The organism is Nocardioides sp. Root140 (assembly GCF_001426745.1).
In the GTDB taxonomy this organism is placed as follows: Bacteria; Actinomycetota; Actinomycetes; order Propionibacteriales; family Nocardioidaceae; genus Nocardioides.
In genome coordinates this window covers 1240751-1265307 of the sequence record NZ_LMFI01000010.1, presented here as the reverse complement: position 1 = coordinate 1265307, position 24557 = coordinate 1240751, and the positions used below count along the sequence as shown (strand labels likewise).

Sequence of the window (24557 nt, the reverse complement as noted above, 5' to 3'; positions counted from 1 at the left end):
GCTACCGGGTGTCCTTGCGAAGAGGATGGTCCGCCGGAACCTCGACCAGCACGAGGCGGACGCCGTCGGGGTCCTCGATCCACATCTCCTGCAGTCCCCAAGGCTCCCGACGGGATTCACGAACGATGCGAACTCCGGCGTCCCGCAACCGCCGCTGCTCGGCCTCGAGGTCGCGGACCTGGATCCAGACGGCGATGCCCTGCGGCGGCTCGTTTGCCTGGCCACTGACCTCGAGCAGGCCGTTGCCCAGGAAGAACACCACGCCGGGGTTGCCCGGAGTCCCGAACTCCCGGTGGATGGCCAGGCCGAGCGTGTCGCGATAGAACGCGTGGCTCCGTGGCGGGTTCGTGGGGTGCAGCAGGATCCGACTGCTCAGGACGTCCATGCGTTCAGCCTCGCACGCACGCCGTGACGGGCGCCCGGTCCGGACTCAGGCCTGGGCCGTGGTGGCGCCCAACTGCAACGCGATGATGCCGACCACGATCAGGGCGAGCCCGGCCACCTGGGTGAGGCTGAGCTGCTCCTTGAAGAGCAGGGTGCCGAGTGCGGCGATCACGAACATGCCCATCCCCGACCAGACGGCGTACGCCGTCGCGACGGTCATGCCGTTCGTGAGGGCCTTCGAGAGCGCGTAGAAGGCGATTGCGTAACCGATCGTCACGAAGACCGACGGCACCAAACGGGTGAAGGACTCCGAGGCCCGCAGCGACAGAGTCGCGGCGACCTCGCTCGCAATGGCCAGGGCCAACCACCACCACATCGCGTCACACCACGTACGTGAGGACGTAGCCGTCTGCCGTACGGCGACTGCCGGTGATGACCGCGCCGTTCCGGCGCAGGCGTTCGACCTCGCGGGAGAGCCCCTCGACGGGCAGCGTGACCGTGTGCCAGACAGACCTCGTCCCACGCACGGTAGCGGTCGCACTCATGCGGCGGTCCCGCCGATCCGGCTCGCGTTCTCGCGAAGCAGGGTCGCCGCGGCGCGGTGCGCGATTGCGGAGAGCGGCGAGGGCTCCCAGTAGTGCACGTTCGCGGACTCGGAGAGAGCGATCTCCTCCTCGGCCTTGGCCAGACGAAGCAGCTCACGACGGAGCCGATCGAGAAGGACCTCCGGAGCGGTTTCTGTCTCCATCTTGATCACCACCTGTTGAGGATGTTTGGGCTTATGACGCTACGGATCCGGGGGACCGGCCACATCGTCCCGGGGAGGTGGGTGTGTCCTCCCTTGGGGTTGAGCCGGCTTGGGACGGGGCCGGAAATGGAGAACGCCCGGCCGTCGCAGAGTCGGGAGCGGTTGCGACGGCCGGGCGGATCGGGGGGCGGATCAGTCCTCGAGCTCCTCCGGGGCGAGCAGCTGCTCACCGATGAACGTGCGCGACTGGTCCGCGTTCAGCGGCTGGAACATGGAGGCGGCCGAGTCGCGGTAGAGGCGCTCGAAGATGGCGCCCTTCTTGAAGGACGAGCCACCGACCATGCTCATGGCGTGCCGGCTCATGTGCATGACGTTGTCCGCGATGAAGGTCTTGGCCAGCCCGATGTAGGGGAACCTGAGCTCCATGGGCCAGTTGTCGTCGTACCCCTCGGTGACCTCGGTGCAGGTGCGGTAGAGCACTCGGCGGGACAGCTCGTAGCGCGAGGCCATGTCACCGACGCCGTCGATGATGTGCCCGACGTTGGACACCTTGACGTCCGCGGCAACCGTGGCGCCGAAGACGGCACCCAGGGTCTTCTTGGACAGGACCGCGCGGGACTCCTCGAGGATGCGCGACTGCATGCCGAGGTAGATGCTGGCGAACATGAGCGACGCCCACTCGAGTACGCCGAACGCGCCGGAGCGCCACTCGCAGATGAAGCCGTCCTCGGGCACGTAGTAGCCGTCGAAGACGATGGTCTGGGTGCCCGTGGCGTGCATGCCCAGGGCGTCCCATGTCTTCACGATGCTGATGCCGTCGCCCTGGCCGTTCTCGTCGACCTGGAACTCACCGATGAAGAAGGACTCGGCGTTGACCCGGTCCTCGAAGTTCTCCGGAAGGTTGCCGTCGGCGTCGGTGATGGTGGCGTTGGTGGTGATGATGTCGGCGGCCTCGCAGAGCGTGCCCCATGTCTTCTTGCCGTAGAGCCTCCAGCCGCCGCCCTCCTGGGGGATCGCCTTCATATCGGCCAGGCCGCTGAAGCCGGCGCGCTGCTCGGAGAACGGGCCGAACATGATGTCGCCGTCGGCCACCCGACCCAGCCAGTACTTGTTCTGGGTCTCGCTCATCAGGCCCATCGTGATGCCGACCATGATGTAGTGCATGTTGTAGGCGAGGGTGATCGCGGAGTCGCCCTTGGACAGCTCGCTGACCACCTTCGACGTGGCGAGCAGGTCGCCGCCCATGCCGCCGTACTGCTTGGGCACGGGGAGGGCCCCGAGGCCGCTCTTCTTGAACGCCTCGATGGACGGGTAGGCGAACGTGTTCTCGGTGTCGTACTTCGGGCCGATCTCTCGGAAGAACTCCGAGAGCTTCTCGGCCTCTGCGAAGACCTTGTCGAACTCGGCTTCGGTGATTGATTCAGTCATGGTGGCTCCAGTCGTGTCGTTGCCGTGTGGCAGAGGGAGAGGAACGGCCGTCAGCCGACGAGCAGGTCCTCGCGGCCGGCCTCGGTGAGGATGGCCTTGTAGGTCTCGAAGATCGGCCCGGTCAGGGGCAGCAGGCCCATGGCGGTGGTGCGCTTGCCGTCGAGCTTGACCTTGCGCTGCGCCATGGCAAGGGTGAAGTTGAGCTTCCCCTGCCAGAACCGGTTCGCGTTGTCCGAGCTCATCCGCAGCTGCACGGTCGAGGACGCGGCTGCTGCCGCATCCCCCACGAGCACCTTCTGGCCGGGGAAGTCGACCAGGATGTAGGACTCCGGGTCGGTCTGCTTGATCAGGACGACGAGCGTGCCGTCCTTGGTTGCCTCGACGAACTTCGGGTCGGAGACACAGGCCTCCATGGCCTTGCCGATGTAGGCATAGACCTCGTCAGCGTCCTTGAACGTGCTCAACGTCGTACCTCCAGGTGTGGGCCCCAGCGGTGCTGCTCGGGCGGTGCCGGTGGGTCTGGTCACGACCCGGATCGACGGTAGGACGGCACGAGTGGCGGGCGCGTCACCCCCAAGTGGGGTCTTGCATCTCCCAAGGGGTGCAACCGCGCTGTCTCGTCGCTCTGCCGGACCGGGCGCCCCTCCGAAGAGCAGTAGGGATCCTCCCGCGGGGGGAAGTCCGCCAGCGCGGTCGCTCCTACGGTCGATGTCGTGTGGTTCGTCTCACATGGACCGACGGACCCAGCAGCTGGACCAGACAAGGAGAAACCATGAACTACGCATTTGCCGTCAAGTGGTTGAAGGCGTTCCGTGACAGCTCGGAGGCGATCTGTGCGATGTACGCCGACGACTTCGTGTTCGAGGACCCGATCCTCGACCAGTACCAGATCCGTGACAAGGGCGACCTCGGCCGGATCTTCACGCTGTACGCCAACAAGGACCGCACGAACGGTCTCGGTGTGCACAACTTCCGCATCCGCGGCTACATCGGTGACCACAAGAGCGGCCTGATCCGTTGGGAGTGGTCCCCGGAGGACTGCACCAACTTCATCGGCTTCGATGTCGAGGACAAGCCCTTCTTCGCCCAGGGCCACACCTTCCACCAGTACGACGACGACGGACGCATCGTCCGTGAGTCGTCGTGGTGGGACTCCGGTTCGATCCTGGCCGACGTCGGCGTACCGGGTGCGAGCAAGGTCGCATTCGCCGCCAAGACCCCCGCGAACGTCTGAGAGGCGCTGACATGACGAACCTTGAATTCGCCAAGAAGTGGGCCGAGACCCGCCACAACGACCTGAGCGCCCACCGCGAGCTGTACGCCGGTTCCGAGGAGTTCTGCATCGAGACCCGGATGGTCGTCGACCATCTGGGCGACACGATCTCCCAGGACTCGGAGTTCACCGAGCAGTTGGCGATCTTCACCAACAAGGACCTCGACAACGGTCTGGGCGTCCAGTCCGTCACCGTGACCGACGCCTTCGAGGGCAACGGTCACCTGTTCTTCCACTGGGACTGGAAGGTCGAGGGCGCCGACACCTACCGAGGGTTCCCCGTCGAGGGAAAGACGCTGACCAGCAAGGGCTCCACGTTCCTGGAGTTCAACGAGGACGGCAAGATCATCCTGGACTCGTCGTTCGTGAACGAGAACCCGGTCTTCCAGCAGCTGGGCCTTCCGTTGATCACCCCGCACTACTGGGAAGAGGGCTTCGACCCGGCTTCCCTCGGCTGACACCGCCGCCAGCCGACGGCCGGAGACATCTCTGTCTTCGGCCGTTCGGCATCCCCCGACCTGTCAGAAGGAAAGCCCATGCTCCTCTCCGTCAGCGTTCCCCAACCCCCCTCGCCGCCGTACGACCTGCCCCTGAACACGACCATGCAGACGGTCGCGACGCTGGTGCTCTGGGCCGGCACTGCGATCCTCCTGGCCTACGCGGTCAGGATCGCGCGTGACGAACGCTCCATCCTGCCGGTCGTCCTGGTCCTGGCCGTTGCCACGGGCAGCCTCATCGAGCCGATGTACGACATCGCCTACCACCTGCACTGGCTGGACAACGGCGACCAGTGGACGCTCTTCACCAGCTTCGGCCTGCCACAACCGGTCTGGGTCATGCCGGCGTACGTCATGGTGTTCGGCCTTCCGGCCCTCGTCCTCTACCGCTCGCTGAGCAGGGGAACGACCAGGGCGCGGATCTTCAGGATCGCGGCACTGACCACGTGCACGACCGCCGCTTTCGAGATCACCGCAATCAACCTCGACCTCTACGTCTACTACGGCGAGTCGCCGTGGCGAGTGCTGGACTACCCACTCTTCATCGCCTTCATGGAGGGAACCCAGATCACCGGGTTCGCGGTGCTGGCCGCGGTGCTGAGCCTCAAGGCCACCCGCCAGGTGCACCACCTTGCGCTGTTCGCGCTCTTCCCGTGCAACTTCGCATTCGACGTCCTGGGTGCGGGGTTCCCGACGGTGATCCTGCAGAACTCCTCGGCGAACCCGAGCGACTGGCTGCTCTTCCTCAGCGCATTCGCAAGCGTCGGGCTGGCGGCCACTGCCCTGTGGTGGGCCTCTCAGCTCCTGCTGACCCAGCAGCCGCGCATGGGCGCGCCCAAGGAGGCCGAGACGACCACCTCTCCCGGGGCAGTTCGGTAGCCCGTTCCGGGGAGGAGAGGGGCCTCACCCCAAGGGGGCAGGGGCTTCATCCTCGGGAAGGTCGTGACCGTCCTCACCCCCGTTTTAGGTTCGTGGCACACATCACAGAACCGCGGAGATTGCCGACACCGGATGCGCGTCGACCGCCCGCGAATCGCAGGAAAGCAGGAGTCATGTGGGGCACAATGCCGGACGTCCTTGACAGGGCGTGCACGAACTACCAGGACCGCACCGCCGTCGTCGACGGTGACCGCTCCGTCACCTACACCGAGTTGCGCGACCTCTCCGACAGGATCGGCTCGGCGCTCGTCTCGCTCGGCGTCGAGAAGGGCGACCGGGTCGGACTCCTGCTGCCCAACAGCCTGGAGTTCATCCCGTCGCAGCACGGCATCTGGAAGGCAGGCGCCGTGCTGGTGCAGATGCCGACCAGAGCCTCGGCATCGGTGCAGCAGGCCAACCTGGACCAGACCGAGGCGACCACGCTCATCTACCACGCCTCCTTCGACGACGTGGTGGCGCAGCTGCGGGACGACCTGCCGCAACTGACCACCTACGTCCGGGTCGGCGGAGACCCCTCCGACTCCGCCGACCACGACTTCGGCACGCTCGTCGAGAAGCAGCCCGCGGGCCGCCCCGACGTCGAGATCGACGAGCACGACGAGTGCTACGTGCTCTTCACCTCGGGCAGCACCGGTGAGCCCAAGGGTGTCGTGCAGTCGCACTTCACCTGGGCCCACTACAGCATCACCTCCAGCCTCGACATCGGCGACACCCGCTACGGCGAGGTGTTCGCGCACGGTGCGCCGCTGACCCACTTCACCCAGATCTTCGTGATGCCGACGTTCATCCGAGGTGGCACCAACGTGATGCTGCCGGGCCTCGAGGTGGACGGACTGCTGAAGGCGATCTCCACCCACCGGGTCACCGCCACCGCAGTGGTGCCCACGATCATCTACCTGCTGGTCGACCACCCGAACCGGGACGACTACGACCTGTCGTCGCTGAACACGATGATCTACGCGGGCTCCCCGATCGCACCCGAGCGGCTCAAGGATGCGCTGGAGGTCTTCGGGCAGATCTTCATCCAGACGTACGCCGGCACGGAGCCCGGCTACGTGTCGTGCATGCGCAAGGTCGACCACCGCGTCGACACCGAGGAAGACGTGCGCCGGCTCGCCTCCGGTGGACGCCCGATCCCGTTCGTCGACGTGAGCATCCAGGACGATGACGACAACCAGCTGCCCATCGGCGAGGTCGGCGAGGTCTGCTCGCGCCAGCTCGGACAGATGCTCGGGTACGTCGACTCCTCGCGCAACGCCGAGGCACTGCGCGACGGCTGGGTCCACACCGGCGACATCGGGCGGCTCGACGAGGACGGCTTCCTCTACATCGTCGACCGCAAGAAGGACTTGGTCGTCAGCGGCGGGTTCAACGTCTTCCCGCGGCAGGTCGAGGATGTCATCCTCGCCCACCCGGCGGTGGCCGGCTCGGCGGTCATCGGCGTGCCCCATCCCAAGTGGGGCGAGGCCGTCCACGCCTTCGTCGTGACCAAGCCCGGTCAGACCGTCACGACCGAGGAGATCCAGGCCCACGTGAAGGCCGAGCTCGGATCGATCCCGTCGCCCAAGACGGTCGACTTCATCGACCAGCTGCCGGTGAACCCGGCCGGCAAGGTCGACAAGAAGACGCTGCGCCTCCCGTTCTGGGAAGGCCGCGACCGCCAGGTCGGCTGACCCGCACGACAAACCCCGCAACTTCGAAAACAGGAGCAGTCCAATGAGCACTCCGCACTACAACCTCCACATCAACGGCGAGTGGGTCGACACCGCCGACAAGTACGAGATCCGCAGCCCCGCCACCGGCGAGCTGGTGGCCACGGTCGCCAAGGGCGGGGTGGCCGAGGTCGACGCCGCGGTCGCAGCAGCCAAGGCAGCGCACGCCGAGGGCACCTGGCGCAACACCCCGCCGGCAGAGCGGGCCGCGCTGATCAACGACACGGCGCTGCGCATGGGTGCCCGGCTGGAGGAGCTGGCCGCGCTGCAGACCCGTGAGAACGGGGCCACCATCCGCATCACCGGTGCCCTGCACATCGGCCTCTCCGTGGCGCAGATGCAGTACATCGCGGCCCAGGCGGCTGACTACGAGTTCGAGAAGGCCGGCCCGGCGATCGGCCCGGTCCCTGCGGAGGGCATCTTGCGGCGCGAGCCGCTCGGCGTCGTCGGCGCGATCGTGCCGTGGAACATCCCGATGCTCACCATTGTCTGGAAGGTCGCACCCGCGCTCCTGGCCGGCAACACCGTCGTACTCAAGCCCGACGAGCACGCACCGCTCATCGCGCTCGAGCTGATGAAGGAATTCGAGGCGGCCGGTCTGCCCAAGGGTGTACTGAACGTGGTCGTCGGCGACGGCGAGGACGCCGGTGCCCGGCTGAGCGCCCACCCCGACGTACGCAAGGTCGCCTTCACCGGCTCGACGTCCGTGGGCCAGAGCATCCTGGCCGCATCGGCCGACACGGTGAAGCAGGTGACCCTCGAGCTCGGCGGCAAGGGCCCGAACATCATCCTCGACGACGCCGACCTCTCGGTCGCCATCGACGGTTCCATCTACGCCTGCATGGCCAACAACGGCCAGGCCTGCGAGGCGGGCACCCGCCTGCTGGTGCCCTCGTCGAAGCGTGACGAGATCATCGAGCGGTTGGTCGCCAGGGTCAGCACGATGACCATCGGCGACCCGCTGGACCCGGCCACCGACATCGGGCCGCTGATCACCGGGGACCAGCGGGACCGCGTGCTCGCCCACATCGAGGCCGCTGAGTCCCAGGGCGCCAAGGTGGCCGTCGGCGGTGGCGCGCCCAGTGGAGCGGAGTTCGCGAACGGCAACTTCGTCGAGCCGACCGTGATCGTCGATGTCACCAACGACATGAAGATCGCCCGCGAGGAGGTCTTCGGTCCGGTCCTGACGGTGCTCACCTACGACACCGTCGAAGAGGCCGTCGCCATCGCCAACGACACCGACTACGGCTTGTCGGCCGGAGTGTGGGGCACCGATGAGGCCCGGACGCTCGATGTGGCCCGCCAGCTCGAGGCCGGAATGGTCTTCGTCAACGACTGGCACGTGCTGCACCCGGCGTACCCCTTCGGCGGCTACAAGCAGAGCGGCCTTGGTCGCGAGGGCGGCCCCGACGCACTCGACGAGTACACCGAGCAGAAGTACATCTCCGTCGACCGCTCCGGCGGCGTGGAGAACAAGGCCTACGCGATCGTGCTCAGCACGCCGGCCTGACCGTCCCTTCCACCAGGAGAGCGAACGAGGCGAAGAACCATGGATCCCCACACCGACGAGCAGTACGACGGCCAGGTGCGCGTCGAGGCTGCACTGGAAGAGCTGCGGCTCGGACGCGGCGTGGTCGTCTTCGACGACAGCGACCGTGAGAACGAAGGCGACCTCATCTATGCGGCCGAGCACATGACGGCCGAGTCGATGGCCTTCGTGATCCGCCACACCAGTGGGCTCGTCTGTGTGGGGATGGCCGGCGATCGTCTCGACGAGCTGGACCTGCCTCCCATGGTCGAGGCGGCCAGCGATCCCCGGGGGACTGCGTTCAGCGTCTCGGTGGACCTCAAGGGCGTGACCACCACGGGCATCTCGGCTGCGGATCGCGCGATCACGTCGCGGGCCCTGGCCACCCCGGGAGTCGGCGCCGAGCAGTTCAGCAGGCCCGGACACGTCTTTCCTCTCCGTGCCCGCCCCGGCGGCGTCCTGCAGCGTTCGGGACACACCGAGGCCGCAGTTGACCTCTGCCGGCTGGCCGGGCTGCAGCCGGCCGGCGTGCTCGCCGAGATCACGAACCCCGACGGCACCATGGCACGGATGCCGGACCTCCTGGAGTTCGCCCGCGAGCACCAGATGGTGTTGCTCTCGGTGGCGGACCTGGTCCGCCACCGGATGCGCCGGGAGACCCTCGTCAAGCGCACGGCCACCGCCGCCGTGCCCACGCCGTACGGCGTCTTCCGGGCCAGCACGTACCGCTCGGACGTGGACGGGACCGAGCATGTCGCATTCGTCCACGGCAACCCCGACGGGATGCGCGACGTGCTGGTCCGGGTGCACTCGGAATGCCTGACCGGCGACGTGTTCGGCGCCCGCCGGTGCGACTGCGGTGAGCAGCTGAACCTGGCGTTGGAGCGGATCGGACAGCACGGCACCGGCGTCGTGGTCTACCTGCGAGGGCACGAGGGCCGCGGCATCGGCCTGAGCCACAAGCTGCAGGCCTACCAGCTGCAGGACGAGGAGGGCCTCGACACCCTCGACGCGAACCTGGCGCTCGGACTGCCGGTCGACAGCAGGGAATACGGCGTCGGCGCCCAGATCCTCCGCGACCTGGGCATCACGTCGGTGCGCCTCATGACCAACAACCCGGCCAAGTTCTACGGGCTCTCCGACTACGGCGTGACCATCTCCGAGCGAGTGCCCCTCCAGGTCGCGCCCAACGAGCACAACCTCGGCTACCTGCGTGCCAAGGCCGCACGACTCGATCACGAGCTGGCCGACGAGCCACTCAACGCCATCCCCCATGACGAGCAGGCCCTGCCCGCCCACGAACGGAGCGCATCGTGACCAGCACCGCCACCCCTGTCAGCAACATCCCCGAGAAGTTCCGTGAGGCGATGTCGGCCTTCCCGAGCGGCGTCACCCTCATGACGACGACCGGGCCGGACGGCGAGCCCCGCGGCTTCGCGGCGAGCTCCTTCTGCTCGCTCTCACTCGACCCGGCCCTCGTCCTGGTCTGCCTCGCGAAGACGGCCCAGTGCCACGACGCGTTCCTCCAGAACGACCAGTGGTCGATCCAGATCGCCGGCGCCGCCCACATCGACCTGATCAACCGGTTCTCCACCAAGGGGGTCGACAAGTTCGGTGGCGGCGAGTTCCTGCCGGACCACCGCGGTGTGCCTGTTCTGCTGGACGCCGCCGTACTGATCGAGTGCGAGGCGCACGAGCGCTACGACGGCGGTGACCACACCATCCTGGTCGCCCGAGTGATCGAGGTGGACCTGGACGACCGCCCGGCCGTCCTCTACTTCCAGCGTGAGTTCCGGCACCTCGACCACCAGATGGCCGAGGGAGACTTCCGGTGAGTGTCGACACCGAGGCACGCCCGGCGTCCGAGGACAACTCCGACATCACCCGGCCGCTGACCCTCAGCGGACGGGTGATGCACAAGTCGCCGTCGGGCGTACGTCGGGTCCTGGTCGACGTCGGCGAGGGAGGGCAGCTGCTGGGCTACCTCGTCAAGACCGCGATCAAGGAGCCCCGCGGCTACTGGGGGGCCACCCGCGACGAGATGTACCACATGCTGCGGTTCTGCTGGCTCCCCGTGACCCTGGCCGTCGGTGGCTTCTCGTTCCTGATCGCCAACTACGCCTACGACCTGGTCAGCCTGCTGGGCGCGGGCAACCGGCTCGGCACCTACTTCGTGTTCGCCAGTCTGCGCGAGATCTCCCCCTTCGCGACCGGCATGGCCGTCGCAGGTGTGATGGGGACGGCCATGACCGCCGACCTGGGCGCGCGCAAGATCCGCGAGGAGCTCGACGCCTTCACGGTGCTCGGCATCGACGCCATCCGCACTCTGGTGCTGCCGCGCGTCATCGCCATCACCGTGATGATGGTGGGCTTCAACATCCTCGGCAGCCTCCTCGGCATGTCGATGGCGATGATCTCCGCCACCACGCTGGGCACGACCTCGCCGGGCGCCTTCCTGGGCAACCTGCTCGGTTCCATGACGGTTCCCGAACTGGTCGGCACGAACGTCAAGTGCATGCTGATCGGCTTGTTCATCGGGATCGTCTCCGCCCAGAAGGGACTCACCGCCAAGGGCGGCGCCGAGGGCGTCGGCCGGGCCGTTAACGAGGCCGTCGTGCTCTCGTTCGCCGCGGTCTGGGTCTTCAACTTCATCGTCAACGCCACGATGCTCGGGCTCAACCCCGAGATGCTGATCAGTAGGTAGGGGCTCCCATGACAACCACGACACACGATGCCACGCACCGGTCCGACGAGGGCGAGGACGAGGACGACAACCAGCCGAGCGCCGCCAGCGCCGGCGGCATGGGCGGATACAGCGACGGTTCCTCACTTCTTGCGGACCTCGGCAGCATCGCCACGTTCAGTTTCGGGGTGTTCAAGAGCCTCCCCGACGTCCGCCACTACGGCACCGAGGTGCTGCGCCAGGCCGGCATCATCATCCTGAAGAGCACCTTCATCATCTGGTTCATGATGTGCATGCTCGCCGCGGAGATCGCGCTCGAGGCGCACTACCTGCTCGCCCAGCTCGGCGCCGGTGGCTACACCGCGGTGTTCAGCTCGACCGGCGACTACACCGTGGCCCCGGAGATGTGGGGCTGGATCCTGTCGGCCAAGGTCGGCTGCGGCCTGGTCGCCGAGCTGGGGTCGATGCGAATCAGCGAGGAGATCGACGCGCTCGAGGTGATGGGCCTCGACTCCCGGGCCTACCTGGTCACCACCAGGATCCTGGCAATCGTCATCGTGACCCCGTTCATGTTCGTCACTGGCACCGGCTTGATGTACATCCTGGGGTACTACCTGAACGTCCATGTGTTCCACAGCGTCTCGGCCGGAGGCTACCTGTCGGTGTTCTGGTCGTTCACCACCCAACAGGACCTCATCCTCTCGCTCCTGCAGGGCTCGATCATGGGCATCCTGATCATCCTGGTGGCCTGTTACTACGGCTACAACGCCAGCGGTGGACCCGTGGGCGTCGGCAAGGCCACCGCCAAGTCGATGGTGATCAACCTCGTCATCGTCAGCGTGCTCGGCGCGGTCTTCCAGCAGCTCTTCTTCGGCGCCCTCTCCCGCGCGCCCATCAGCTTCTAGCGCGCCGGCCCCGGCACCCACGTCTTCCCGAAAGGAATCTCGTCATGTCCCACCAGCAGCTCACTCTCGAGGGTGAGACCAGGTCCTATGAGGACATCTACAGCAACGGCATCGTGGCAGACCACGCGGACGGTGTGACGCACAGCGTCAACATCAAGAACGTCAAGAAGTCGTTCGGCTCCTTCGACGTGCTGACCGGGCTGAACATCGACTTCGCTGACGACGCGATCACCACGGTCCTCGGCCCGTCGGGCACCGGCAAGAGCGTGCTGCTCAAGCACATCGTCGGCCTGCTCGAACCCGACTCGGGTGTGGTCGAGGTGTTCGGCCAGGACATCTGGGGCATCTCTGCCAAGGAGCGGCAGGAGATCCGAAAGCGTTTCGGCGTGCTGTTCCAGGACGGCGCCCTGTTCGGGTCGATGAACATCTACGACAACGTGGCGTTCCCGCTGCGCAAGCACACCGACAAGCGTGAGTCGGAGATCCGCAAGATCGTGATGGGCCACCTCGAGGAGGTCGGCCTGACCCGAGCGGTCGGCAAGTATCCAGGTGAGGTCTCCGGCGGCATGAAGAAGCGAGCCGGATTCGCTCGCGCACTGGTGCTGAACCCCAGCGTCGTGATGTTCGACGAGCCCGACTCGGGTCTGGACCCGGTCCGCACCAGCCTGCTCAACGACCTGATCCTCAAGATGCACGCCGAGCACGGTGGCACCTACGTCCTGGTCACCCACGACATCCGCACCGCCCGCAAGGTCAGCGACTACGTGGGTGTCGTGTGGGGCGGGAAGCTGATCCACTACGGCGAGACCGAGGAAGCCTTCAACTCCGACATGCCGTTCGTGCGTCAGTTCCTCTCCGGCGACTCCGTCGGCCCGCTCGGGATGGACTGATGGCAATGCGTGCGAAACCTCTTCTGGGCGCCCTCGCGGTGGCTGCCGTCGTCGTCGGCGGCGTGACCATGGCGGGCGACGACGACTACGAGGTGAAGATGGTGATGCCCTCGGCCGCCCAGGTGTCCGAGCGCACTCCGGTGTGGATCAACGGCCACCACGCCGGCCAGGTCGAGGACCTCGCGGTGAAGGACGGCAAGGCCGTGGTGACGATCTCCCTGGATGACGACTTCGGCCCCATCCATGAGGGCACCACCTCACGCGTGGAGTGGGTCTCCGCCGTCGGCGAGCGGGTCCTCACCCTCTACCCGGGACCCGAGAAGAACTCCCGTGTCCCCGACGGCTCCTACCTGGAGGCGAAGTCGCACCAGGTCGAGGTCGACCAGGTCCTGTCCACCCTCGATGCCCCGACCCGCAAGCGGCTGACCTCGTTGATCGGGCAGCTGGACAAGAGCGTCGACGGGCACGAGGACGACCTGCGGCGCACCATCCGTGGTGCGGCCGGCACCGTCGACGCCCTCGGTGAGGTGCTCCGCGCGGTCGGCAAGGACGGCCCGGCGATCAGGTCGCTGGTCAAGGAGCTCAGCCGGATGACCGACGTCGCCGCCTCGCGCCGGGAGTCGATCGCGTCGACGGTCTCCGACCTGGATGCTGCCACGGGTGCGATCGCCGGGCACCAGGAAGACCTCTCGAGCACGCTGAACAAGCTGCCCGGGACCCTGAGGACCGCGCAGAACACGCTGGACAAGGTGCCCGGTGCGTCCACCGAGACCGTCGCCCTGCTCGAGGACCTGCGCCCGGCTGTCAGTCACCTGCCCGGCGTCAGCAAGAACCTGGCGCCGACCCTCGTCGACCTTCGGCCGACCGTGGCGCAGCTGCGTCCCCTGCTGTCCTCGGCCGACGAGCTGCTCGAGCAGACGCCCGAGCTCCTGGACACCAGTCACGCAGTCCTCCCCACTGCCGACGACCTCGTCGGCGACCTCGGACCGGCCATCTCGTTCCTCCGCCCCTACACCCCCGAGGCGGTGGGCGGCCTCTTCAACTGGGGCCAGGCCTTCGCGCCCTACGACGGTGCGGGCCACACCTGGGCCGGTCTCCTGGCCCCCGGGACCAGCGCCCTCAACGAGACCCCTGTTCCCCTGCCCACCGCACGTCAGAACCCGCGCCCGGCACCCGGCCAACCGGTCAACCAGCCGTGGACCGACGCGAACGGAAGTGAGATCCGATGAAGCCGAACCCCAAGAAGCTGGCCGCCGTCGGCGTGGGTGTGGTCGGCCTGGCCATGGTCGGAAACCACTTCGTCAGTGACGACGTGGCCGACGACCAGGTCCGGGTGACCGCGGTGTTCAGCGACGCCAGCCCCTTGGTGGCCGGCAACGTGGTGAAGGCCGCCGGCGTCCAGGTCGGCAGCATCACCGACATCGACCTCGAGAACGGCAAGGCCGAGGTCGAGATGGTGCTGGACCGTTCCGTCCTCCCGCTGCACGAGGACGTCACCGCCACGATCACCACCCAGGACCTCCTCGGCGAGCGGTTCATCGCGCTCGACCGGGGCAGCCCCGACTCTCCGGAGCTCGAGGACCCGATGGTGATCTCGCAGAAGCACACGGCACGCGTCGTCGACCTGCAGGACGTGCTCGGCTCACTCGACACACCGACCTCGGCGGCACTCGCTGCCCTGGTGACGGAGTCCGGAGAGGCCCTGAAGGGCCAGGGGGAGCAGACCGACGCCGCCATCGCCGCGCTCGGGCCGGCGATGACCCAGAGCCGCGACCTCGCCGCGATCCTGTCGGGTCAGAACGAGCTGCTCGGCCAGTTGGTCGACAACGTCCAACCCGTCGCCTCGGCCCTCGGCACCGAGAAGGGTCGCAGCCTGGACCACCTGGTCAGCTCGACCACCGATGCCCTGGGCATCGTCGCCGCCGAACGCGAGACCTTGCAGAGCGCCCTGGAGCGTCTGCCCGGCACGATCTCCAGCTCCCGGGCGGCCTTGGCCGAGCTGGCCGGCGTCGCCGACCCGGCGACCCGCACCCTTGGCTCCCTCCGTCCGGTGACTGACGACCTGGTCGACATCAGTGGTGAGCTACAGCGCTTCGCGGACGCGGCCGATCCGGCCCTCGCGTCGCTGCCCCCGGTGCTCAAGAAGGCCGACGAGCTGCTCGCCCAGGCCGGCCCGGTCGCCGCGGCCCTCCGCCCGACGGCGCGGGACCTGGTGCCCACCAGCGCCGCGGCGGAGCGACTCACCACGGGGGCGGTCAGCGGCCAGCACCTGACCGACCTCCTCGAGTTCGTCAAGGGCTGGTCGATGGCGACCAGCGACTACGACGCCATCAGCCACTACTTCAAGGCGATGGTCCCGCTGTCGCCGAACGCGCTGGGCGACACCGCCGCCGGTCTCGTGCCGGCCCTTCCGGACGACATCCTGCACGGACTGCCCGTGCCCGCGGCACCCGAGGTCCCGCTGCCGGGCCGCCCCGGCGCTCCGAAGAACACGGCACCACCGACCAGCGATTCGGCGCCGCCGAGCACGGAGAAGAGTGCCACCGGCCTCTCCCAGCCTCAGGAGAACGCGCTGCTCGAACAACTTCTCGGAGGTTTGAAGTGACTGTCAAGGTGACCCCCGACTTCCTGGCGCGATCGGTCGCGTTCCGGGCAGGCATCGTCGTGCTCGTCGTGCTCGCCGGTGTCCTGTTCCTGACCTTCAAGGCACAGACCGGCATGCCGTTCGCGAAGACGACCGAGGTTCAGGCCCTCGTCTCCGACGTGCACTCCCTGCGTGCCAACGACGCCGTCCGCCAGAACAGCAAGAGGATCGGCCGGGTCAAGGCCGTCGAGTACAAGGACGACGCGGCCCTGGTGACGTTGGAGCTGGACGGCGACGTCGACGTCTACAAGGACGCCACCGCGGCGGTCTGGGACCTCTCCGCGTTGGCCACCAAGTTCGTCGAGTTCGACCCCGGCACCAGCAAGGCTGGTGGCTTGGCGGGCGAACCCATCCCGGTGACACAGACCGAGGACTCGGCGGACCTGCACCAGCTGCTCAACGTGCTCGACCCCAAGACCCGCGCCGCCGCCACGCGGACCTTGCGCGAGGTCGGCGGGGGAGCGGCCGGCCACGGCACGGATCTCAAGGCGTTCCTTGCCGAGGCCCCTGACCTGCTGGGCGACGTGGGCGCCGTGTCGAAGGCCCTCGCCGACCCCGACGCGGATCTCGCGGAGCTGCTGCAGGGCGCCAACCTGCTGGCCACGCGCTTCCACGGGCGCGAGTCGGAGATCGCACAGCTGGTGCGGCAGTCGGACCAGACCCTGACCGCGATCTCCACCGACTCGGGAACGCCGCTGCGCGAGACCGTACGCCGCCTCCCCGGCACGCTCGACGACGTCGACCAGGCAATGGACAGCCTGCAGGCGCCCCTGTCTCGCACCCGGGAGGCGATGGTCGCCCTCGAACCCGGTGCCAAGGCACTCGGGAAGTCGGAGAAGGATCTTCGCGGCTTCCTGGTGGATGCCGTCCCGGTCGCCCACCAGGTGCCCGGTGTGTCCGAGCTGGCCCTGCCTGCAGTCGACGACCTGACCCGGACCCTGTCCGATGCCCGTCCCCTGGTGCCCGAGGTGCGGCAGGCGGTCGGCGACCTGCTCACGCCGTTGCGCGTGCTGTCGCGCTACTCCACCGACATGGCGCAGCTGTTCCTGCGCGGCGCCAGCTTCGTCTCGCAGGGACCCAACCCGGGTGTGCGCTACGCACGGCTCGGTGTCACACCCGGTGTGAACACTGTGACCGGCGGACTCCTCCGCTCCGGGAACCTTCCGCAGAACCAGTACCCGCGACCGGGTGTTGCCCAATACGACCGTGCCCAGGGCCTGCCCCCGGGCCTGCCCGAAGGGGTGACCCGATGAGTGCCCGATCATTTGCCTCCAGCCTCAAGCCACGTACGCCGAAGGCGGCCGGGGTGATGGTGATGGTGTTCCTGCTGGGATTCGCCCTGCTTGCCTTCAACCGGCCGAAGGTCGAGACCACCCTCGCCTCGGGGGAGAACCTGCAGGCGGAGTTCTCGGCGTCCTACAAGCTCGTGCCCTACCAGAGCGTCGTGAAGCTGGCCGGCGTCGAGGTCGGCACCGTGACAGGTGTCGAACGATCCGAGGGCGACCGGGCCGTCGTCGAGATGAAGCTCCACGACGGCACCCGCGACAAGCTCGGCACCGCGCCCAGCGCCAACGTGCGTCCCACCCTGGTCCTGGGCGGCACCTACTACGTCGAGCTGGTGCCCGGCGGCGAGGAAGGTGACGTCCGTGAGGGCAGCACCATCCCGGTGAAGCGCACGACGGTACCCGTCGAGCTGGACCGGGTCCTGAGCGCCGTCACGCCGGATGCTTCGGACGCGGTCAAGGGGACGGTGAAGAACCTCGACCGGACCATGAACAGGGCAGGTGACCGGGAGCTGCGCAGGCTGCTCACCAACGGTCCAGGAACGCTGGAACCCGCGAGCGAGGTGCTTTCGCACTTGCGCGGAACGGTTCCGGCCACGGACCTGACACGTGTGGTCGACGGGCTGCGCAACACCTCCGCCGCCCTCAACAGCGAGAGCGGACAGCTGGACTCGATCCTGACCGACCTCGGCACCGTGTCGTCCGCCCTGGCCGACTCGAGGACCCCTCTGGCAGAGACCCTGGACAACGGTCCCGAGACGATGCGGGTGACCCGGGCCGGGCTTGCCGACCTCGACAGTACGCTCGACAAGCTGGGCACCACCGCGAAGTCGTTCCGGCCGGCGGCCCGTGAGCTCGACCCGGTGCTGGCCGAGCTCGACACCGTGCTCGAGACCGCGCGTCCGGTGATCGCCGACGCCCGGGTGGTAGTCCGCGACGCCCGGCCCCTGGTCAAGGACCTCGTGCCGACCAGCATCGACGCGACCGGAGTCCTCAACGACTTCAAGGGGCCCGTCCTCAACCGGCTCAACGGGCCGGTCAAGAAGGCGGTCAACTCGTCCTGGAAGGGCAAGGGCCTCTACGAGGGTGGAGGAAACGACAACCTCCTCTACGAAGAGGTCGGCTACCTGCTCTCCGACACCGCCGACGTCTTCAAGTTCCACGACAAGAACGGTGCGATGGGACGACTGATGGCCGGTGTCGGCGTCAACACCCCGGGTGGGGTGATCAGCAAGTCGTTGATCCAGTACCTGGAGTCGGCGGGCTTCCTGCTGCCGGCCGGTCCGGAGGAGGGCGCCAACGAGGGTGAGCCGAAGCCTCCGCTCGGTACGTCGCCCCCGTCCGCCGATCCCATCCTGCCCAAGGCCGGGCTGGACTCCCTCCAGCTTCCCCTTGTCTCGAGGAGCACACGATGAGTACGCAAGGCCGATTCGCGGCCCACATCGAGCGACTGAAGACCGTCCCCGGTCTGGGTCGCGACGTGGGCGCACTGACCGTGTTGATGGTGCTGGGCGTCCTGTCCGCAGTGATCATCAAGTCCTACCTGGGCGGGAGCGCCCCGTGGAGTGACCAGACCATCGTCAAGGCGGAGTTCGCGCAGGTTCCCGGCCTGAACCCCGAGAGCCAGAACAGCGTGACCATCGCCGGGGTCAAGGTCGGCGCGGTGACGCAGACCGAGGCGACCGACGACGGCACGGCTGTCGTCACGATGAGGCTTGACGGCAACTACGACATCTACAAGAACGCCCAAGCGGTGCTCCGTCCGAAGAACCCGCTCAACGAGATGCAGCTGGAGCTGAACCCGGGCACCAAGTCGGCCGGCCGGATGACCGAACGTGACGTCCTGCCGGTCACCCAGACCAAGCGACCGATCCAGGCCGATGAGATCCTCGGCCACCTCGACGAGCGCTCTCAGTCAGCACTGACCGACCTGCTGCTCGAGTCCGACGTGGCCTTGGCACGGGCCCCGCAGAACCTTCCACCGGGACTTGGTGCCACCTCCGACACGCTGGACTCCCTGCAGCCGGTCGTCAAGGAACTGGCCACCCGCAAGGAGCGGATCGCGACGCTGGTCACGGCCCTGGGCGACATCTCCCAGGCCGTCGGATCCAACGACGAGCGGATCACCAGGCTCGCGTCGTCGACCGAGCAGACCCTGTCGGTCCTGGCTGGCAGCGACAAGGCGTTGCGCGCCAGCCTCAAGGAGGTCCCCGGGCTCACGGTCCAACTCCGTCGTGCCCTCGGCAGCACCCAGGAGCTCACCACACAGCTCGACCCGACGCTGGACAACCTGGACAAGGCCTCGAAGGACCTGCCGCCCGCCCTGACCCGCTTCCAGTCGACGATCGGCAACCTGGGCGACACGCTCGACTCCGCCAAGCCGGTGCTCGACAAGGCCACCGGCGTCATCGCCGACCTGCGACCGACCGTGGCCGACGCCGGCACGTCGCTGCGCACCCTGCGCACGGTGACCGGGCGCCTGGACCACGACACGCTGACCGTCATGAACTACCTGACCGACATCAACGCGTTCGTCTACAACACCTCGTCGGTCTTCGGTGCCGGTGACGCCAACGGCGGCATCATCCGCGGTCACCTGATGGTGCCGCTCCCCGGCGCCGCTGTCCTTCCCAACAAGCTCGACCAGGGCCGAGGAGACAACTGATGAGATTCGGAATCGGTGCGACTGCCGGGCGGACCCTGGCACTGGTCGCGTTCTTCGCGGCGGTCGCGATGATCATGTACTTCTTCTACTCCGGAACAGGTGCCAAGCGCCCCTTCATCGACTCCGGCGAGTACACCGCCACGGTGAAGATGAAGGACGTCGACAACCTGGTCATGGCCGGACAGGTGCAGATCGCGGGCGTCCGGGTCGGACAGGTCCGCTCGGTCGAGCGCCTCGACGGTGGCGGGCTGGAGGTCGAGTTCGCCCTGGACGACGAGCAGGCCCCCCTTCACGAGGGTGCCCAGCTCCGGCTCGCCGAACGCTCGCTCGTCGGCGAGACCTACCTCGCCCTGACCGACGGCAAGGGGGCCGAGCTGCCCTCCGGCACCGAACTCCCGGAGGACGCCGTGGAGCCGAGTGTGCAGCTCCGTGACGTCCTGGCCAGCGTGGACGAGCAGACCCGCGGCGACCTGAGGAGCCTGCTCCGTTCGCTCGGTGAAGGCACCTCCGGGACCAAGTCCGACACGGCGGCGCTGTTGACCGGCATGGGCAACCTCGGCCGCGAGGGTCACACCGCCCTCGATGCCATCGCCGCCCAGTCATCCGACCTGACGGCGCTGGCCCGCGAGACCACCCAGGTCCTCGCGGCACTGGACACCGGTCAGGGACAGATCGCCAGCCTGGTGAAGAACGCGAACCGGCTCACGGCCTCCACCGCGGGGCAGCGACAGGCGATCGAGGACACCCTGCGCCTGGCGCCTGGCGTCCTCGACACGGCATCGACGGCGTCCGGTTCGCTGGAATCGCTGGCAACGGCGCTCCTGCCGGTCGCCACCGACCTGCGGGCCGCCGGACCGGATCTCTCCCTCGCCCTGCGCGAGCTCCCGTCCACCACCACCGACCTGCGCCGCATGCTTCCCTCGATGTCGGGCGTGCTGGACAAGGCCCCGGCCACCTTGAAGCGGGTGCCGACGATCAGCAAGGACCTGCAGTCGATCATCCCGACGGCCCAGGCGACCCTGGCCGACGTCAACCCGATGCTCGCCTACGTCAAGCCCTACGGTCCGGAGTTGGCGGCGTACTTCGCCAACTTCAACGCGGTGCTCAACTACCGCGACGAGAGCGGCGCCTACTACCTGCGACTGACCCCGCTGGTGAACACCCACTCGCCGGGCCTGCCGATCTCGACCGACGGACTGCTGGGGAACTACACCAACCCCTACCCGGCACCCGGCACCGGAGCGACTCCCGGTCCGTTCAAGGGTGACTACCCGCGTGTGGAGAGGGACGGACGGTAACCGTGACTCCGTTGCGTCGCCTGCTCGGACTGGTGCTCATCGCGATGGCGATCGCGATGGTGGGCATCGGTCTGAGCCAGGTGCGCACGGACACCACCAGCGCCTCCTTCCTGTCGCTGGACGACCCGAGCCAGAAGGCGAGTCTCGAAGCCGCCCGTTCGTTCGGGGGCGACCCGATCGTCGTGGTTGCGGAGTCGAAGAAGTCCGGAGGACTGCTCGGTCGGGAACAGATCACCGCGCTGGTCGGGCTCGAGGGGGAACTCTCCCGCCTGCCCGACGTCGCCGTCGTCTACGGCCCCGGCACCGTGCTCAACCAGGTCGCCGGCCAGGCCCAGAACATGCTGGCCACGATCTCCGGCCGCCGCGACGGACTGCGAGCGGACGCCGAGCAACGTGCCCGGGCGGCCGGAGCGAGCAAGGCCGAGGCGACCAAGGCGGCGGACGCGGCGGTCGCGAAGTTCGACGTCCGTTACGGCAGCCTGCTCGCCAAGGGCCTGCCCGCTGGCCTGCCCACCTTGCGCAACCCCGGCTTCGTCCGCGCGGTCGTCTTCGACGAGGAGGGCGAGCCGCGTCAGCAGTGGCGCTTCGTCGTGCCCCGTCCCAATGCGATCGCCATCGTCGTCCGGCCCCGCGAGGGCCTCGACCAGGCGGCCACCGAACGACTCGTGGAGCGCACCAAGAAGGCGGTCGGGGACGCCGGGCTCCAGACCACCAAGGTGACCGTCACCGGCATGCCGGTGATCGCCTCGGGTCTCGGAGGGATGCTGCGGCACGAGATCCCGCTCCTGGGCTCGGTAGCCCTGGTCCTGATCGGGGCGTGCTACGCCTTCCTCCCGTGGCTCTCCCGTCGCCGGGCACGGCTCCTTCCGTTGGTGGCCACACTGGGCGCGACCGCGATCACGCTCGCGCTGTTCGGCTGGCTGGACCACCCCCTGTCCCTGGGCGTGGTGGCGTTCCTGCCGATCATCATGGGCACCGGCAGCGACTTCCCGGCGTACCTGCTCCGCGGCGCCGACCGTCGCCGGGTCATCGTGACTGCCGTCGCCGCAGCGGCGGGCTTCCTGTCGCTGGCGATCTCCCCGGTCCCCTTCGTCCGAGACCTCGGCATCGCACTGGCCACCGGCGTCCTCATCGCCGTGGCCCTCGGCCTGCTGATCAGCAAGCTGGCCCCGCGCTCCGCGGAACTGCCCGACGTGCCCGAGGCGACCCTCGAGCCGGCCGCTGTGCCGGTGCGCGGCAGGGCGTTGTCGCCGCTCGCACGGTTCGGCGTCCTGATGGGCGCAGGGGCGATCGGGCTGGTCGGGTGGCTGGCACTGCCGCACCTCGACATCGCGGCCCAGCCGGAGCAGCTGGCCCAGGGCGTCCCGGAGCTCGACGACGCGACGTACGCCGAAGGGGTGCTGGGCTCGGCCGGTGAGGTGCAGGTCTTCGTCCGCGGGGACGACGTGCTCACGCCCGCGAACCTGGCCTGGATGAACCGTGCACAGGAGATCACGCTGCGCCGCTTCGGGGATCGGCTGCACCCCGTGGCCAGCCCTCCCTCGCTCCTGGCCTTCCTCGGTGAGAACCCCACGGTCTCCCAGATCCAGGCCGGGCTCGACCAGATGCCTCACTACCTCCGCAGCTCCGTGATTCGCGACGACCGGCGCCAGGCCGTGCTCAGCTTCGGGATCGAGCTCGATGACGTGGGCGAGCAGCAGCAGTTGCTCCGGGACCTGCGCGAAGCGCTCCCGCCGCCACCGGACGGCACCACCGTTGATCTCGCCGGGCTCCCGGTCGTGACCGGACGCAGCTACGAGCTGGTGTCGCAGGACCGCTACCTGGCAAGCCTCGCCGGGATCGGTGCGGCCGGCCTGGTGCTGCTCATCGGACTCCGCCGACGGGCCGACGCCCTCCGTGCGGTCGGCGCCGCATCACTGGCGACCGGCTGGGGCCTGGCGGGTGCCTGGTTCCTGGGAGTCTCACTCACGCCGTTGACGGTCACCCTCGGCTGCCTGGCCACCGCCACGGCCTGCGAGTTCAGTGTCCTGCTCGGCGCCGGGCGAGTCGGCCCACGGAGCGTCGTCGTACGCCGGGCGGTCCTGGTCGCCGCCGCGGCCGCTGCGTCCGGCTACCTGGCACTGATCGTCTCGGGGCTGGCCGTGATTCGTGACTTCGGGCTCTTCCTCGCGGCCACCGTCGGGTTGTCGCTCCTGGCCGCACAGGTCATGCGACTGACCACCTCCCCGACGCCGGTGGCCGCGCCCGCAGTCAACCAGACCGAACCGACTCGAATGAAGGTGAAGCTGTGAAGATCCCCAAGCTCTCCCTGCCGCAACGCACGCGAACCCGGGTCGGGGCACTCGTCGCCCTGGTGGCGGTGGTCGCCGTCGGCGCGGGTGCCGGCTACCGCATGTTCACCGGCCTGCCCGACGACGCCGTCCTCGAGTACGACGGCCAAGTGATCACCCAGCACGACCTCGACGAGCGGGTCGACGCGCTCGGTGCCCTGTACGGAATCCAGAAGCCCGCCGCGGCCGACGCCCAGGACACCTTCCAGCGAGACGCCGCCAAGGCCGTCGCGGTCAGCCTCATCCTCGACGATGCCGCCGAGGAGTACGACATCGTGATCTCCGACAAGTCCGCCCGTGACACGCTCGCCGCGATGCTCGAGGAGCAGCTGGCCGACCCGCGCAAGGACTTCAACCAGCTGCTGGCGAAGTTCGGGATCAGCGAGGACGACGTACTCGAGGAGATCAAGCGCCAGCAGGCGATCGCCCTACTCTTCCGGGAGATCACCCAGGACGCGGTCGACGGAGTCGGCGCCGACGACGTGCGGTCCTACTTCGACGACGACCCGTCGAGGTTCGCCCTCCCGGAGCAGCGTCGCCTGAGCAACATCGTGGTGAGCAACCGCAAGGACGCCCGCACGGTGGTTGCCGCAGTACGAGGCGGGACGGACTTCGCGACCGTGGCACGCAAGGTCTCGCTCGACGACGCGACCCGCGACAAGGGCGGTGACCTGGGCACTGTCACCGCGGCGGAGCTCGACGAGGCGTTCGCCGAGCCGGCGTTCGCAGCGGGCAAGGGCCGCGTCTTCGGACCCGTGAAGACGCCCTACGGCTGGAACGTCGGCCGGGTCGTCGCGGTGACTCCCGGGCGGGCCATGCCCTTCGCCAGGGTCAAGGACCAGGTCGCGGACGCAGCCCGCTCGGAGGCAGCACTCAAGGCCTGGCGAGAGTGGCTCAAGGACGAGATCAAGGACGCCGACGTCGAGTACGCCGACGACTACCGCCCGAAGAACGCCGACGAGCCGCCGGCCGACGCCGGTGTCAGCCCCGGGACCCTGGAAGACCGATGACCCCGGTCCTGATCAGTGCCCTCGTCGCAGCCGGCTTCGTGTCACTGAGCCTGTGGGGCTTGCGCAACGTCGAGGAGCTCGTCCCCGAACGACCGTCCATGGCCCGACGGGACAAGGAGCTCCGCTCACTGAAGCGGGGCGCCAGGTCGTGCTTCCTGATCGGCCTGCTCTTCGCCACGTGGGCCGTCGTGTTGGCGGTCAACCTCGTGCTGGACAGCCGCTGATCCCCCCCTTTGGGAGGGGTAACAACCTCCCCGACGACGACGCCGACGTTCGGCGAAATCGAGACCATTTCCAGTGTGAGGCCGACCGGTTCCGGTGGCCGTACAGCAGGAGGAAA

General features: G+C 68.1%; 25 protein-coding genes. 19 read left to right on the top strand and 6 right to left on the bottom strand.

What is annotated here, in order from left to right; translation table 11 throughout:
* Position 1: 1 nt before the first annotated feature.
* The 6 genes from ASD30_RS16325 to ASD30_RS16305 form a co-directional block, all read right to left on the bottom strand.
* Positions 2-385, bottom strand: a complete 384-nt coding sequence (locus ASD30_RS16325) for a VOC family protein (RefSeq protein WP_056683624.1) — start codon at positions 383-385, stop codon at positions 2-4.
* 45 nt (positions 386-430) lie between these two features.
* Positions 431-760 (bottom strand): DMT family transporter, encoded by a 330-nt coding sequence (locus ASD30_RS16320; RefSeq protein WP_056683622.1) that lies wholly within the window; start codon positions 758-760, stop codon positions 431-433.
* A 4-nt stretch (positions 761-764) separates the two neighbouring features.
* Positions 765-929: a hypothetical protein gene (locus ASD30_RS26670; RefSeq protein ID WP_156388747.1), complete on the bottom strand. Its 165-nt coding sequence runs from the start codon at positions 927-929 to the stop codon at positions 765-767.
* Positions 926-1132, bottom strand: coding sequence for a hypothetical protein (locus tag ASD30_RS16315; protein WP_156388746.1), 207 nt, complete (start codon positions 1130-1132; stop codon positions 926-928). The genes ASD30_RS26670 and ASD30_RS16315 overlap by 4 nt, the downstream gene beginning before the upstream one ends.
* A gap of 192 nt (positions 1133-1324) precedes the next feature.
* A complete protein-coding gene (locus ASD30_RS16310; protein WP_056683615.1) occupies positions 1325-2560 on the bottom strand; it encodes an acyl-CoA dehydrogenase family protein in 1236 nt (411 codons plus the stop codon).
* A gap of 50 nt (positions 2561-2610) precedes the next feature.
* On the bottom strand, positions 2611-3024 hold the full coding sequence (locus ASD30_RS16305; protein ID WP_056683612.1) for an SCP2 sterol-binding domain-containing protein: 414 nt from the start codon (positions 3022-3024) through the stop codon (positions 2611-2613).
* Between the two features lie 308 nt (positions 3025-3332).
* Between ASD30_RS16305 and ASD30_RS16300 the strand changes: the two genes are divergently transcribed.
* From ASD30_RS16300 to ASD30_RS16210, 19 genes are all read left to right on the top strand, one after another.
* Positions 3333-3794, top strand: coding sequence for a nuclear transport factor 2 family protein (locus ASD30_RS16300; protein ID WP_056683609.1), 462 nt, complete (start codon positions 3333-3335; stop codon positions 3792-3794).
* Between the two features lie 11 nt (positions 3795-3805).
* Complete coding sequence (locus tag ASD30_RS16295) at positions 3806-4291, top strand: hypothetical protein (RefSeq protein WP_056683606.1); 486 nt, start codon at positions 3806-3808, stop codon at positions 4289-4291.
* Positions 4292-4369: 78 nt separating this feature from the next.
* A complete protein-coding gene (locus ASD30_RS16290; RefSeq protein WP_056683603.1) occupies positions 4370-5209 on the top strand; it encodes a hypothetical protein in 840 nt (279 codons plus the stop codon).
* A gap of 185 nt (positions 5210-5394) precedes the next feature.
* Positions 5395-6942, top strand: a complete 1548-nt coding sequence (locus ASD30_RS16285) for an acyl-CoA synthetase (RefSeq protein WP_235530135.1) — start codon at positions 5395-5397, stop codon at positions 6940-6942.
* 43 nt (positions 6943-6985) lie between these two features.
* Positions 6986-8491 (top strand): aldehyde dehydrogenase family protein, encoded by a 1506-nt coding sequence (locus ASD30_RS16280; protein WP_056683597.1) that lies wholly within the window; start codon positions 6986-6988, stop codon positions 8489-8491.
* Between the two features lie 39 nt (positions 8492-8530).
* Complete coding sequence (locus tag ASD30_RS16275) at positions 8531-9826, top strand: bifunctional 3,4-dihydroxy-2-butanone-4-phosphate synthase/GTP cyclohydrolase II (protein WP_056683594.1); 1296 nt, start codon at positions 8531-8533, stop codon at positions 9824-9826.
* A complete protein-coding gene (locus ASD30_RS16270) occupies positions 9823-10344 on the top strand; it encodes a flavin reductase family protein (RefSeq protein WP_200950087.1) in 522 nt (173 codons plus the stop codon). The genes ASD30_RS16275 and ASD30_RS16270 overlap by 4 nt, the downstream gene beginning before the upstream one ends.
* On the top strand, positions 10341-11213 hold the full coding sequence (locus tag ASD30_RS16265; RefSeq protein WP_235530134.1) for an MlaE family ABC transporter permease: 873 nt from the start codon (positions 10341-10343) through the stop codon (positions 11211-11213). The genes ASD30_RS16270 and ASD30_RS16265 overlap by 4 nt, the downstream gene beginning before the upstream one ends.
* An 8-nt stretch (positions 11214-11221) precedes the next feature.
* Positions 11222-12097 (top strand): ABC transporter permease, encoded by an 876-nt coding sequence (locus ASD30_RS16260; protein ID WP_056683591.1) that lies wholly within the window; start codon positions 11222-11224, stop codon positions 12095-12097.
* A 44-nt stretch (positions 12098-12141) separates the two neighbouring features.
* On the top strand, positions 12142-12987 hold the full coding sequence (locus tag ASD30_RS16255; protein ID WP_082563881.1) for an ABC transporter ATP-binding protein: 846 nt from the start codon (positions 12142-12144) through the stop codon (positions 12985-12987).
* 5 nt (positions 12988-12992) lie between these two features.
* Complete coding sequence (locus tag ASD30_RS16250; RefSeq protein WP_056683588.1) at positions 12993-14216, top strand: MlaD family protein; 1224 nt, start codon at positions 12993-12995, stop codon at positions 14214-14216.
* On the top strand, positions 14213-15592 hold the full coding sequence (locus ASD30_RS16245; RefSeq protein ID WP_056683585.1) for an MlaD family protein: 1380 nt from the start codon (positions 14213-14215) through the stop codon (positions 15590-15592). Before ASD30_RS16250 ends, ASD30_RS16245 begins: the two co-directional genes overlap by 4 nt.
* Entirely contained in the window at positions 15589-16884 is a 1296-nt protein-coding gene (locus ASD30_RS16240; protein ID WP_056683582.1) for an MlaD family protein, read from the top strand. The genes ASD30_RS16245 and ASD30_RS16240 overlap by 4 nt, the downstream gene beginning before the upstream one ends.
* Positions 16881-18329 carry an MlaD family protein gene (locus ASD30_RS16235; RefSeq protein WP_056683578.1) on the top strand — a complete coding sequence of 483 codons (1449 nt, stop codon included), beginning with the start codon at positions 16881-16883 and terminating at the stop codon, positions 18327-18329. The genes ASD30_RS16240 and ASD30_RS16235 overlap by 4 nt, the downstream gene beginning before the upstream one ends.
* Entirely contained in the window at positions 18326-19579 is a 1254-nt protein-coding gene (locus ASD30_RS16230; protein WP_056683575.1) for an MlaD family protein, read from the top strand. The genes ASD30_RS16235 and ASD30_RS16230 overlap by 4 nt, the downstream gene beginning before the upstream one ends.
* Positions 19579-20877, top strand: coding sequence for an MlaD family protein (locus tag ASD30_RS16225; protein ID WP_056683572.1), 1299 nt, complete (start codon positions 19579-19581; stop codon positions 20875-20877). The genes ASD30_RS16230 and ASD30_RS16225 overlap by 1 nt, the downstream gene beginning before the upstream one ends.
* Positions 20878-20879: 2 nt before the next feature.
* A complete protein-coding gene (locus ASD30_RS16220; protein ID WP_082620982.1) occupies positions 20880-23168 on the top strand; it encodes an RND transporter in 2289 nt (762 codons plus the stop codon).
* Complete coding sequence (locus ASD30_RS16215) at positions 23165-24217, top strand: peptidyl-prolyl cis-trans isomerase (protein ID WP_056683569.1); 1053 nt, start codon at positions 23165-23167, stop codon at positions 24215-24217. Before ASD30_RS16220 ends, ASD30_RS16215 begins: the two co-directional genes overlap by 4 nt.
* On the top strand, positions 24214-24441 hold the full coding sequence (locus ASD30_RS16210; protein WP_056683566.1) for a hypothetical protein: 228 nt from the start codon (positions 24214-24216) through the stop codon (positions 24439-24441). The genes ASD30_RS16215 and ASD30_RS16210 overlap by 4 nt, the downstream gene beginning before the upstream one ends.
* Positions 24442-24557: the final 116 nt, after the last annotated feature.